10 protein-coding genes and 1 pseudogene are annotated in these 12,367 nt (G+C 45.8%); 7 read left to right on the plus strand and 4 right to left on the minus strand.

Annotated features, from left to right (window positions below):
- Positions 1–244: 244 nt before the first annotated feature.
- The 3 genes from QUB16_RS29625 to QUB16_RS29635 form a co-directional block, all read right to left on the minus strand.
- Positions 245–1,315, minus strand: coding sequence for a hypothetical protein (locus tag QUB16_RS29625; RefSeq protein ID WP_333321691.1), 1,071 nt, complete (start codon positions 1,313–1,315; stop codon positions 245–247).
- Positions 1,308–2,489 (minus strand): heterocyst differentiation protein HetZ, encoded by a 1,182-nt coding sequence (gene hetZ, locus QUB16_RS29630; RefSeq protein ID WP_333321693.1) that lies wholly within the window; start codon positions 2,487–2,489, stop codon positions 1,308–1,310. The genes QUB16_RS29625 and hetZ overlap by 8 nt, the downstream gene beginning before the upstream one ends.
- Before the next feature lie 67 nt (positions 2,490–2,556).
- The gene (locus tag QUB16_RS29635; protein ID WP_333156460.1) at positions 2,557–3,738 is read right to left on the minus strand and encodes an RNA-guided endonuclease TnpB family protein; all 1,182 of its coding nucleotides are present in this window, start codon (positions 3,736–3,738) and stop codon (positions 2,557–2,559) included.
- A gap of 116 nt (positions 3,739–3,854) precedes the next feature.
- Between QUB16_RS29635 and QUB16_RS29640 the strand changes: the two genes are divergently transcribed.
- Together QUB16_RS29640 and QUB16_RS29645 are read left to right on the plus strand one after the other, a co-directional pair.
- Positions 3,855–4,331: a hypothetical protein gene (locus QUB16_RS29640; RefSeq protein ID WP_333156461.1), complete on the plus strand. Its 477-nt coding sequence runs from the start codon at positions 3,855–3,857 to the stop codon at positions 4,329–4,331.
- A gap of 457 nt (positions 4,332–4,788) precedes the next feature.
- Complete coding sequence (locus QUB16_RS29645) at positions 4,789–5,328, plus strand: Dps family protein (protein WP_333321695.1); 540 nt, start codon at positions 4,789–4,791, stop codon at positions 5,326–5,328.
- A gap of 469 nt (positions 5,329–5,797) precedes the next feature.
- On the opposite strand, the pseudogene QUB16_RS29650 reads toward QUB16_RS29645, so the two are convergent.
- Positions 5,798–6,664: pseudogene (locus tag QUB16_RS29650) on the minus strand (glycosyltransferase family 2 protein).
- 606 nt (positions 6,665–7,270) lie between these two features.
- On the opposite strand from QUB16_RS29650, the gene QUB16_RS29655 reads away from it, so the two are divergent.
- The 5 genes from QUB16_RS29655 (at position 7,271) to QUB16_RS29675 (ending at position 12,197) form a co-directional block, all read left to right on the plus strand.
- A complete protein-coding gene (locus QUB16_RS29655) occupies positions 7,271–8,302 on the plus strand; it encodes a glycosyltransferase family 2 protein (RefSeq protein ID WP_333321696.1) in 1,032 nt (343 codons plus the stop codon).
- A 128-nt stretch (positions 8,303–8,430) separates the two neighbouring features.
- On the plus strand, positions 8,431–9,882 hold the full coding sequence (locus QUB16_RS29660) for an NAD(P)/FAD-dependent oxidoreductase (RefSeq protein WP_333321697.1): 1,452 nt from the start codon (positions 8,431–8,433) through the stop codon (positions 9,880–9,882).
- 24 nt (positions 9,883–9,906) lie between these two features.
- The gene (pnuC, locus tag QUB16_RS29665) at positions 9,907–10,578 is read left to right on the plus strand and encodes a nicotinamide riboside transporter PnuC (protein WP_333321698.1); all 672 of its coding nucleotides are present in this window, start codon (positions 9,907–9,909) and stop codon (positions 10,576–10,578) included.
- Positions 10,575–11,564 carry an AAA family ATPase gene (locus QUB16_RS29670; RefSeq protein WP_333321699.1) on the plus strand — a complete coding sequence of 330 codons (990 nt, stop codon included), beginning with the start codon at positions 10,575–10,577 and terminating at the stop codon, positions 11,562–11,564. Before pnuC ends, QUB16_RS29670 begins: the two co-directional genes overlap by 4 nt.
- 129 nt (positions 11,565–11,693) lie before the next feature.
- Positions 11,694–12,197 (plus strand): hypothetical protein, encoded by a 504-nt coding sequence (locus tag QUB16_RS29675; protein ID WP_333321700.1) that lies wholly within the window; start codon positions 11,694–11,696, stop codon positions 12,195–12,197.
- The last annotated feature ends 170 nt before the right edge of the window (positions 12,198–12,367 follow it).

Raw genomic sequence — 12,367 nt, forward strand, 5'->3', positions numbered from 1 at the left:
TTTAGATTTTAGATTTTAGATTTTAGATTCAATCCACAGATAAATCTGGGTTTTACCTAATATCTAAATCTTATTTCTCTGTCCTTAGATTTTAGATTGAATCCACCGATGAATCTGGCGGCTTGAACTAATATCTAATTTTTTTTGCTTTCCACGACGACATAAATCGAGGAATTGCATTGGTTTTTGTGTGAGGTCAAACCACAGAGTAAACACCTACATTATTTACTCTAATTTGAGCTTTCTAGTTGCTATCTTGTCCGGCCCAAATTGGACGAATAGCAAACATCAAAGGTCGGGTCTCGAAGTTTTGGAATCGAACTTCTAGGGCATAAGTCTTGTTAGGTTGCGGGTCAAACAACTCCACACTTAAATGCCCGGAATTCGGCCGATGTGCTGTTGCTTCGGCATCTCCTCCCTTGAGTTCCAAACTTCCTGCCCCCGGAAATTGGCACTCAACTCTTAAACACGGCATTGGCTGTTCTCTGTTGGGGTTCGACAGGTATTGAGCCTCCAGAGTCAGCGAACCCAAAGCAGTAAGCCACTCTCGCGAAATCGGCGGCTGATTCACATGACAATCGAGAGTTAGAGACTCAATGATTTCCTTGGCGGCCAACAGCGACAGCACCATTTGTTGATCGGTACTCGCCACTTCGTAATTCGGGAAATCTTCTAAATCTAGAAGTCCCCGTAAAGAACCTCGGAGCACTAAACCAGCTAACTCGTTGAGTTCCTGAGACTGGCCCGGAAATAAGCCATCTACAGCGCGAACTAACTTCGATCCTTGCCGCAGCGACGACATTACCAGTTCCTGACAAGGTTCTAGCAGTTGAGCAAAAACCCCTTGGGCGATCGGAATTGGCAGGCGGCCCCACCTGATATTTTGTAGTTGGGGAGTCCAGATGTGTAGGGGGGGAACCCATTGCGGGGCTACCTCGTCTGGGTAATCGTGGTCGTAGCTTTTGAATTCTGTTTCCCAGGGGAACAGCGGCGGGTTAGATTCAATTTCGGCTCTAAGCCTTTGTTTTAACAAGGTCTGAAAACGGTCTTGCACGGTCGGTATTTCTCCAATTGTCAGCGGTTGTGCGGGTGCATTGTGGTGCCCCCCCACTTGATAGTCCAGCGGGTCTGGTTCGTCCCATTCCCAGTATTCCACCCCGGAATTGTCTTCTGTGTCGCCCCACTCTTGTGAGCGAGGGGATGGATTGAGGTTTTCCTCATCTTCGCTAGAGGCATTCGCGATCGGCGCCTGCAATATCCAGTCTAAAAAATGGCGATCGAAAGCCTCTGCATCCCTGTTCGTTTCGTTATTCATCACTAGATGCCCCTTCTCCGGAATCTGAACGATTTCGCAATTCCCACGCAAGTTCCAGCAATTTAAACCACCGCTTCTGTACCTGGGCTACCGTGCTGCCGAGGGTTTGCGCGATCGCTGACTCTGACAGACCCTGTTGTTTCAACTTTAGCAAACGCTGTCCCTCTGGGCCAATTTGCTCGCCAAAAGCCTGCCACTGAGAAGGCAGCAAACCCAGATTTTGATCGAGGTCTGCTTCCAGCCACTGGTGAACGAGTTCCCAGCGGTGCGACATGGCGAACCTGAGCAAATGGTACTTGAAGCGCTGCTGTAAATAATCTCTTTGGCGGGGAGTTATGCCCAAAAGCGACTCTATTTCATTAGTCGGTAAGTCTTGCAAGCGCAGCACGAAGTAATCGGCGCAGTCTTGTTGATTACGCTCTTTCAAGTAAGCCACTAATTCGTCAATCACCTTTTGCCGCAGAGATTCTGACTCGTCGCCTAGGGGACGAATTGCCGCCGAACCCTGTCCGGCCATCGCTTCCCGCACCGAGTGCACCGAGGTGTCGTTCCAAGTTTGGTCGGAATCTGAAGCCCCTCCGTCGGCGGCTTGTTCCATATCTACCGAGGTTTCTTTGGGCTGCTGCTGGGAAAAGGTTTGGGCCCGTAAAATAATTAGTTGCTGGCTGCGGTTCCGAGGTAAAGGAATGCGCCGCTTGCCGAAGCGCTCTACAAAGGCCATGTACTCTGCTAGTTCTAAGCGAGTGCGGGGACTGTAGGTGGGTGGTAGTTGGGTTTCGCGCCGGAATGCCTTTAAAGCTTCGAGATAAAATCCTTGCAAAAAATCTTTGATCAGTTCTACTCGCGCCTGATAGCTAGACTGCACCTGCGGAGGAGTGATGTAGCGATAGACGATCGCGCTGAGGGTACTGTGCAATTCTACTCGCCCGGGCCCGGAGCCTAAATTGTAATAGTGGAGGCATTGTTGCAAGCGGTGCTGAGCGAGGCTCTGGGCTGAACCTTCTATATCTCCAGAGGCCTGAATCCGCTGGCTTTCAGTGCATATCCTGTTGACTTCTGCTGCGAGTCGCCCTGCTACATCTTGGCAGTTGTGCTCAGACGCGCGAGTGGACTTTTTGAGTTCGTCTAACAGCCGTTCAAATATGGTTTCCACGCTCTGGCAGATTTCCCGCATGATGGTTTACAGCTAACATTGACATCCACCCCGGCGTAAACGCACGGGGATTCCTAAGACTCACGACTTAGGTTTCTGCTTCCGTCCCTGACGGGGATTTCGCACCAGCCTTAACAGATTTACTCTGTTCTGGTCTTACGGTCGCTCCACAGACTGACACGGCAAGCCCTGCCGCCAAAATATTTTTTGCCGCATTAATATCTCGGTCATGGTGAGTGTCGCAATTAGGACAATCCCATTCCCGGATATTTAACGGCATCTTGTCAACGATGTGTCCGCAATTGCCACACCGTTTAGAACTCGGAAACCAGCGATCGATCTTAATTAAAGTACGGCTGTACCACTTACACTTGTATTCAAGTTGTCCGACTAATTCCCCCCAACTTGCATCACTTATAGAAGCGGCAAGTTTGGGATTTTTAACCATATTCTTCACAGCTAAGTCTTCTACGGCGATGGTTTGGTTTTCACACACCAACCGCGTTGTTAACTTGTGAAGACTATCTTTTCTTGCATCAGTGATTTCTTGATGCACTTTCGCTACTTTAAGCCGTGCTTTGTGACGGTTGTTTGACCCTTTTTGCTTGCGACTTAAAGATTTTTGCGCTTTTCTAAGTTTGCGATATTTTGCCTTGAATCCTTTGGGATTGGCAATCTTTTCGCCAGTGCTTAGAGTGAGCAAGCTTGTAACTCCCAGGTCGATACCAACTTGACTGCCTGACTGAGGTAATGCTTCAATTTCAACATTCACCAACAGAGAAACTGACCACCTACCTGATGGTGCAAGCTTCACGCTTAAGGTTGATGGTCGGCAACCATCAGGTAGTGTCCGGCTCCAACGAATTGGTAACGCTTGTGTGCTTTTTGCTAGGTAGACTTGTCCATCTCTGAACTTAAATGCTGACTTGGTAAATTCTGCACTACCACCATTGCGTTTCTTTTTGAAGTTAGGATATTTTGCCCGCCCATCAAAAAAGTTGGTATAAGCCGTTTGTAAATGTCTCAAACATTGCTGCAATGGCACACAGCTAACTTCATTGAGAAAATTCAACTCTTCTGTTTTCTTCCATTCGGTTAACATTGAAGAAGTCTCAGCATAGCCTACCCGTTTCTGTTCTTCGTACCAAGCTTCAGTTCTTATGGCTAAAGCACGGTTGTAGACCAAACGAACACAACCCAAAGTACGTCGCAACAAACTTTCTTGTTCCGGCGTTGGGTAGAATCGATAGCTGAAGGCTTTTAGTGTCATACTTATTTTAAGTACACCATTTCACATACTAGCACGTCTTGGGTGAAATGGTAGGTATTAACAAAAATTCATGTAAAGCCGTCCTAGAAGGACGGGGTTTCAAACCCAAATTTCTGATGAAAGTAGCACAGTTAGTAAAAGTATGGATCAATCTTTCCTACGGCTACTTTAGCCCGTATTCCCCACATAGGAAAAACTGTAATGCCCTCGATCTCCTCCTCGCTGCAAACGCTGAGGACTGCTTTTTTTTAATCTCTCCTGACACGCCATCCGCCAAAAACCAGGTTTCAACAATTGTCACTGCAACGATGGTTCATCAGAGGGTCTGGTTTGACAAAGCCTTCATGCACCTGCGGGCCCAAAACGCGGCACTGCGGTTGATACCTTCGGCAAGCGTGCTGTGGTGGTCACAGCAGCAAGTATTCCTGAAGGTGAAACGAGCACACAACTTCTCCCGGCCGTCTACCAGATGGGACAAAGGGTTTCATGGCTGTATTCGATCGGGGTCTTCCGCCACTTTTGTCATAAAGTTTCGACGGATCTCGCCCGTCTGTTTCTTTGCAGCATCCTTCAACGTCGATTTAACGGTTTGAGTCAATATCATTTCTAGCATCCCAATTACACAGGTCAGAACCGCTCATGTCCGAAAATCAGTTTCCTAGCCTTCTAGGATAACTGGGGTTATATTTAATTGCAAGTCCCTTATGCCGTCATTTAAACCCGCCCGCACAATTAAGGGTGTGTGATGTTCGTTAACTTCGGCATAAATTCCTTGATTTTTACTAACAATCAGAGTACAGCCTTTTTATATAGCGGGATTGAGCGGGCGATCGCCTGCCGCCCAATCGCTGTGTTCGCCAAACAAAGGCCGTCCGGAACAATAAGTTTCATAGCATCTATCTAAGGGTATCTATATTGCGATTAATTTAACCGGAAATGCAGATATTTTACTAAAGTGCGATCGTCTTCGATCGTCCTCTGGGTTGATGTAAGTTGCTGGCGTAATTTGTTCTAATAAATGTAAAGTTAGAGTTGAAGGAAAAATTTTCAATGCGTAAGTTAAACATAGGCTTATCGGACGAGCAGCGTGCAGGCGTTATCGAACTATTGAATCACGACTTGGCAGATGCTTATCTGCTGTTAATCAAAACCAAAAAGTATCACTGGGATGTAGTGGGCCCGCAGTTTCGATCGCTCCACCAGTTGTGGGAAGAACACTATCAGGCGTTAACACTAAATATCGATGCTATGGCCGAACGGGTGAGAACTTTAGGTGGCTATCCAATTGGTACTGCTGAGGGTTTCCTGAAGTATGGCTCGATTAAAGAACATATCGGCGATTTGCCTTTGGCTACGGAAATGGTATCGCGTTTAGTTGACGACCACGAACTGATTATTCGCAATCTCCGCAAACACGTCGAACAGTGCGGTGAAGAGTTTAAGGATGACGGAACCGCAGACTTTTTGACTGGTTTGATGGAACAGCACGAACAAATGGCTTGGATGTTGCGCTCGTTTATTGAAGGGGAATCCCTTTCGCCAGACGGTCAGCAGCCGAAAGCTCAAACTGCTACAGCTTCTCACGCTTAGAGAGATTAAGTAGAAGGAAGAAGGAAGTTCGGCAACGGATTCGCAAGGGCGGATGTAACGGATGTCAGTTCGATGGAAGTCGGAAGAAGGAAGAAGGAAGAATGGAAAATTAAAATTCTTTTATTTAACCCTTTTTCCTGGTTCTTGACAGACCAACCAGGCAGAATTAAACGCCCTCTAGCTTCCTCAAAAACCCGGTTTCTTCAAAAAACCGGGTTTTTCAATGTTGGGTTTATGTAGATTTTCGATTTCCTAAACTATTGAATCGCATTCTTTCGTCTACCTTCGACGGCAAAATTCAGTGAACTTTCCTTCGCGTCTCAATCCTAGCAAGTGTCGTCCTTTCACTCGATTCTGATGCTTGTTTTAACTCTAACCCTGATCCAGTTGGCGGTGGAAGTATTATTTTTAATATACTTTCTATTGACAGCACATACAAATTATGGCGTAAAAGAGTCATCAATGAATCTTATGGAAAAACTCGATCTAGCCAGAATAATGTACTGGGATGCTTGCCGTTACGGTTGCTTTTAACGGCTAAATTGTATATATAAAAACTGCTGTTAGACCAGCGATAAATATTGGCAGGAATTTCGGGATGTTGCTGCCGGACATCTGCCATAATTAGAGAGTGAGATTTTGCCATTGCTGCATAGTTGCTAGACATACTGCTGGAAATCTGTCGGTAGCCAACTAAAAATTCTGGCACTACTTTAAATTGATAATGCTCAGCGATGCGGAGAAAAAGTTCCAAGTCTTCGCAGCCTTGGGCGTTTTCGGCTTTCAATTGGCAATTGTAACCGCCGACTCTCTCGAAACAAATACGGCGGATCAGAGATGAGCTAGCATTACCCATAAAATATTTATAAACTAAAGCTTTGTATACTTCTCCTTCGATAGTGGAGTTGTAAAATCCCCCTGTGAATAAGTCTTTTTCGTTGATATCAAGTTACCAGGAATAGACAACTCCTACGGATGGTTCTGATTTAATTAAGCATTCGACTTGTTTTTCTAGGTTTTGCGGATACCAAATATCGTCGGCATCGATGGGAGCAATATATTCGCCTTTGGATTTTTCTATTGCTAGGTTGCGAGCGACGGCGACGCCGGCATTTGACTGTTGGAATAAGCTGACTCGGCTATCTTTTTGAGCAAAAGATTGGAGGATTTCGGCAGTTGTATCTGTAGAGCCGTCGTCAACTACTAAAACTTCTATGTTTTGATAAGTTTGAGATAAGACCGACTCTAATGTTCTAGCAATAAAAGTTTCAGCGTTGAAAGCTGGTATGATGACTGAAACTAATGGCTGATTTAAATTGTTTTGGGAGGTGTTCATGTAATATAAAAACTTGTTTATGTAAAAGTTTTGGCTCAAAGGGAGCTAGCTAAGGGTATGTTAGCAAATTACAAAAGCTCGATCGTACAGCGTCGGAAATTTTAAGACCTATATTTAAAATATATTGCCAAAAGTCATAAAGTGTGAATTAAGTCCGCAGTCGCGATCGAGACTTGGTGCAGGAGTCACTCACGGATGAGGTCTGTACAAGAAATTGTACCGCGCCAGTCTTGACAGTTCGCGGGTATCCGTATAAACGATGTTTGATTTTATACGGTGTGCCTACTTATAAAATCAAAGTCTTGTGCATTGCAACAGAGCCACACCAAAATGCTGCTGGGGCTTTTTCCCAACTTTACACAAACAATGATATATTTAAAGATTTTGTAAAGCTGTTGTCTGCATCAGGTCAGTCTCAGCAAGATATGGCGTAAAATAGAGCTAAGAATGGGGAAAATCAAATCGAGAATACCAGCAAAAAATCTAGTTGAAGACAAACAGAAATCGAGTTATAAATAAAAAAGTAGAGCTGATTTTACCCTTCGTAAAGTAGCACCAATAAAATTCCAGCAAATTTTCGACCCTGCAATTTAAACAATTTAGGTAATGATTTCTACCGCCGACCCCACTGTATCCGTTATTATCCCAGTCCACAACGGGGGCGCTTACTTCCGCACCTGTTTGTCAAAACTGGCTCAAACTGTGCCCAGGCCGATCGAGATTATTGTAGTAGCAGATGGCGAAAGCGACGGTTCCTGGCGTCTGGCCAAGGAATTCGGCGCCAAAGTCATCAGGATTCCAGAATGCGGGGGCCCAGCGCGGGCAAGGAATTTGGGTGCCCAAGCTGCAAAGGGAGATATTCTGTTTTTTGTGGATGCTGATGTCGCTGTTTGTCCAGAAGCTGTGGGCTATGCGATATCGGTGTTCAAAAATAATCCCTACTTAGCTGCTTTCATTGGCTCTTACGACGATGATCCTGGAGATCCTGATTTTCTATCGCAGTACAGGAACTTGCTGCACCACTACGTGCACCAAACAGGTAACGAAGAAGCTTCGACTTTTTGGGGCGCTTGCGGAGTGATTCGCCGGGAAATTTTTTTGCAGATGGGCGGCTTTAATGAAAGTTACCGCCAAGCTTCGATCGAAGATATTGAGTTCGGCTACCGTTTGAAACAAGCAGGTTATAACATTCGGCTGTGCAAAACATTGCAGGTGAAGCATTTAAAGCGGTGGAAACCTATGGGGATGGTGAAAGCTGACTTTTTCTACCGAGCACTGCCTTGGACAGAACTGATTTGGCGCGATCGCCAATTGAATAACGACCTCAACTTGCAAGTTTCAAACCGCATCAGCGTGATTTTAACTTATGCAGTCCTGCTGGCAACTTTGGGAACCTGCTGGTCGGTGAGCTTTCTGCTACTGGCTGGTTTGCTGGCAATACCGCTGGTAGCAATTAATGCACCGCTTTACCGATTTTTTTACCGTAAACACGGTATCCTATTTGCCCTGAAAACTATTCCGTGGCACTGGCTTTTCTACTTTTACAGCGGACTGGCATTCGCGATCGGCACGGGTCGCTACTTGTACCAAAAAAAGCCTGTGACTGGCAAAGTTAGTTTGCCGGTATCCGCTCAATAAATCAAGGCAACTTGTGCTTAAACCTCATCTCGCTCGATCGTTTCTCAGGGTATTCACGGGTGCATCTATCACTGTGACAAGTTATAAATAACTGTATAGTTTGGATAAAAAAGCTGGAGGTAGGCTGAGTGAAACATTATCCGGTTGCGATCGTCGGTGCAGGCCCTGCGGGCTTGACTGCTGCCTACGAGCTAGTCAAGCAAGGCATCATCCCTGTTGTACTAGAAAAAGGTGATAAAGTTGGGGGAATAGCTCGCACAGAAACCTACAAAGGCTATCGTTTCGACATTGGCGGCCACCGCTTTTATACTAAAGTTGAAGCCGTGCAGCAGTTGTGGCAAGAGGTACTGGGAAATGAGTTTATTAAAGTGCCGCGATTGTCGCGAATTTTTTATCGAGGTAAATTTTTCAACTATCCGATCAGTGCCTTCAATACTCTCTTTAATTTGGGCATAATTGAGAGTACGCTGATTATTTTGAGTTATCTGAAAGTGAGAATTTGGCCACTTCGGGAAGAAAAAACTTTTGAACAATGGGTGATCAATCGTTTTGGCGAACGCTTGTATAAAACATTTTTTAAGACTTACACTGAAAAAGTTTGGGGCATTCCTTGTTCGGAAATTCAAGCAGATTGGGCGGCGCAGCGGATTAAAGGATTGTCGCTGACGACAGCAATTATTAATGCTTTGTTTGGCAGCAACGACACTAAAACATTAATCAAAGAGTTTGATTATCCGGCTTTGGGGCCGGGGATGATGTGGGAAAAGTTCGCGGAAGCTGTGGAGAATAAAGACGGCAAGGTTTATCTCGATACTAAAGTGATTAGCTTTGAGCGTGAAGGTAATAAGATTAAAAGTATTACTGCGGAGCAAAACGGAGAATTAGTTCAATATTCTGCTGATAATTTCATTACGAGTATGCCGATATCGGCGCTGGTAGCACGAATGAAACCGCAGCCCCCCGAAGAGGTATTGCACGCCGCGCGATCGCTCAAATATCGAGATTTTTTGATTGTAGCGCTGATTGTCGATCGCAAGGATTTGTTTCCTGACAACTGGATTTACATTCACTCTCCCGAAGTCAAAGTTGGACGAATTCAAAACTTTAAGAATTGGAGCGCCGCTTTAGTTCCCGATGCCAGCAAAAGTTGTTTAGGAATGGAATATTTCTGTAGCGTAGGCGACGAGATTTGGGAAATGTCGGACGCGGAACTTATCGAATTAGCAACTCGCGAGTTGGTTGGTTTGGGGTTAGCAACAACTGCTGAGGTGCAAGATGGAGTTGTCATACGGCAACTTAAAGCTTATCCAGTTTATGATGGGGAATATCGAGGACACTTGCAGGTACTTGAAGGTTTTTTGAAGGGATTTGAGAATTTGCAGACGATCGGGCGAAACGGTATGCACCGATACAACAACCAAGACCATTCCATGCTGACGGGGATACTGGCAGTGAGAAATATTCTCGGCGAAAAGCACGATTTGTGGGATGTGAATACTGAGCGATCGTACTATGAAGATTTTAGTGTCGATCGCTCAAAGGACAAAAAGGATTCGGATTTGATTTCACAGTCAATATAGCCAGCCGACGGGATAGGGATTGCCATGAAAAAAGCGAACCTGCCAAACTTAATCGGCTTCGCAGCAAGCATCTTCGTGCTCCTGCTTTCAGTGCAGTGGTTTGTCCCTATCCAACTCGACTTAATCGAAGCGATAGCCGCGATCGCTTCTGCTTGGAGCGTTTGGCTGCTTGCTAAAAACAATCCCCTAGGCTGGTGGATCGGCTTAATCGGAGTTATCGCCTACGCTGCGGTGTTTTATCAAGTTAAACTTTACGGCGAAGTTGCGATTCAATTCTTCTATTTAATCACGAGCTTGCAAGCAATTTATATTTGGCTGCGGGGCGGCGAAAACAGCACAGAAAAACCTGTATCTCGCATTCCACAACGCTGGCTCATCCTCACCGCAGTCTTACTTACAGTTGGCGTATTTGGCTTGCGAACAGTATTAGTATCTTTGGGCGGTGCAGCACCATTTTGGGACGCCCTGACCACCATCTTAAGCGCGATCGCCCAGTTGTACCTGATGGAACGCTATCTCGAAAGCTGGTATTTGTGGATTGTTGCAGACACGATTTACGTTCCCTTGTATGCCTCGCGCGGGCTATATCTGACGAGTATTTTGTACGCGATATTTTGCTTAATGGCAATTTACGGACTGCAAAATTTTCAGCGGATTTACTCGGAACAAAAGTTAAAACAGCAGCAATCTTTATGATACTCGGTGTTACTGTAGGCAAATTTTACCCCTTCCACAAAGGACACGACTACTTAATTCGAGAAGCTAAAAAAAAGGTTGACCGTTTAATCGTTCTCGCCTGTTACAAGACAAATCAAGCAGTTGCAGGAAGCGTTAGAGCCGACTGGATTCGGTTTTTGCATCCCGACGCAGAAGTTATCGAAGTGCTCGACGATTTGCCGGAAGCCCCCGAACCTTGGGCTCAGAGGACTCTTGAGGTGCTTTCCGGGCGAAAACCCGATATCGCTTTTACTTGCGAAGATTACGGCGAACCTTGGGCAAAACTGATGGGAGCTCAACACTGTGCAGTCGATCGCGAACGGCTCAAATTCCCGATTTCTGGAACGCAATTGCGATCGCACCTAGCCGAACACTGGCAAATGCTGACTCCCCCAGCCAAAGCCTACTTTGCCAAACGAGTCTGCGTGCTGGGTGTAGAATCGAGCGGCACAACTACCCTGGCGCGATCGCTCGCACAGCACTATCAAACTGCTTGGGTTCCCGAATACGGCAGGTGTTACTGGGAAGGCAGGCAATATTCGCCCGAACCTGAAATTTGGGACAGCTATGAATTTGTAGAAATTGCCAAGAAACAAGCTGCTATAGAAGACGATATTGCTACTCGCGCTAACAAAGTCGTTATTTGCGATACAGACCCTTTAGCTACTTGTATTTGGCACAAACGTTACGTTGGTTCCGAACACCCGACGGTCGAGCAAATTGCAGACAGCCGCCGCTACGATTTGTATATTTTGACTCAGCCAGATTTCGGGTTTGTTCAGGATGGAACGCGAGAAAGCGAACATTTACGAATGACTATGCACCAGCAGTTTGTTGAGGTTCTTCAGAATAAAGGAAAGCGGTATATTACTGTCACAGGAACGCACGAGGTGCGAATGTCGGAGGCAATTGAGGCGATCGATTCAGTGTTGGTGTTTGAACCGTTAAAGGAGCTAGAGAATTAGGAATAACTGAAGTGCGAGCGCCCCGGTTTTATTTGCGGGCGATCGCTCTTTTGAAATATCTCTTGCTTCTCTAGATATCTATTAGAATAGTCGAACTAGGCGGTTAAAAGGATTGCAGGGAAACGACTCATGAAACTCACGGATTTGCCCCAAGATGTTCTCGATGATTTATGTCAGGATCGACAGTGGCGATTAGATATCGATCCAGGATTTGACAGCAAACACGAATTTTGGATGGCGTGGCATCATTTTCTGAAGTTACCGGAGCAATCCTACTTTGAGAGATCCGAAGATAGTCTGGCAGATTTTCTCACAGTTGAAGAGTATAACCTGCTGCTGCCAGTGCCACGATCGCACCATGCCAGCATCCATCCCATTCGATTGATTCCGAGTGCTGACCAACAGACACTCACCCTGTTTCTTCAGGACTCTTACCATCGTGATTGGTTCACAAAGCCCAGCGATGCCCGTTATGGATTTCTGGCGATCTGCGATCGCTACCAGAAGTTTGGTTGCGATTTCTATCTTGCCAGCTATTATCATTTTTCTTATCTCATCGGAAAGGATTACGAAGTGGCTGTAGGGATTCTTACTCAAAAATTAGGTCAGCTACCGCAGTTGATGTCCGATTGAATGATATCGATTAAGATTAGTTTGTAGTGAGGATTTTAGTCATTCGATCCTGCGGACTAAAGTCCTCGCTACAAACCGGAGCGATCGCCCTCAAGCGCTAAGGAATGAGAATTAAATAACTTCCACAAGTTTGTGGGATGGGCGTCCCGCCCGTCCTTTTTGGACGGGCG

This window comes from Microcoleus sp. D3_18a_C4 (assembly GCF_036702415.1).
Taxonomy (GTDB): Bacteria; Cyanobacteriota; Cyanobacteriia; order Cyanobacteriales; family Microcoleaceae; genus Microcoleus.